Below are 266 nucleotides of genomic sequence, written 5' to 3' on the forward strand. Positions count from 1 at the left end.
GGCTGACACGTCAGCACGCTCACCCCGTAGTGGCGGGCGAAGTCCACCGTCTGCGGATTCCGCACCGGCACCCCGGCGACATGGGAGACGGTCACCGTTTTCTCGTTATCGGTCAGGACGTAGGTCGGGGCGCCGCCGAGGAGCCGGAACGAGCGATCCAACGCGGCGAACACGCTCGGCGCCGTCCGATCCCGCAACGCGATCACGATCCGAAACCGCGACCACGCCAGCCACGCGACGAACAACACCGTCTTCTTCCCATCGAT

General features: G+C 66.5%; 1 protein-coding gene. It reads right to left on the reverse strand.

Annotated features, from left to right (window positions below; genetic code table 11):
• Positions 1 to 266: DDE-type integrase/transposase/recombinase (locus QN357_RS19415; RefSeq protein WP_323505459.1), on the reverse strand; the 266-nt coding region annotated here is incomplete at both ends.

The organism is Cryobacterium sp. RTC2.1 (assembly GCF_035018685.1).
Classification (GTDB): domain Bacteria; phylum Actinomycetota; class Actinomycetes; order Actinomycetales; family Microbacteriaceae; genus Cryobacterium; species Cryobacterium glucosi.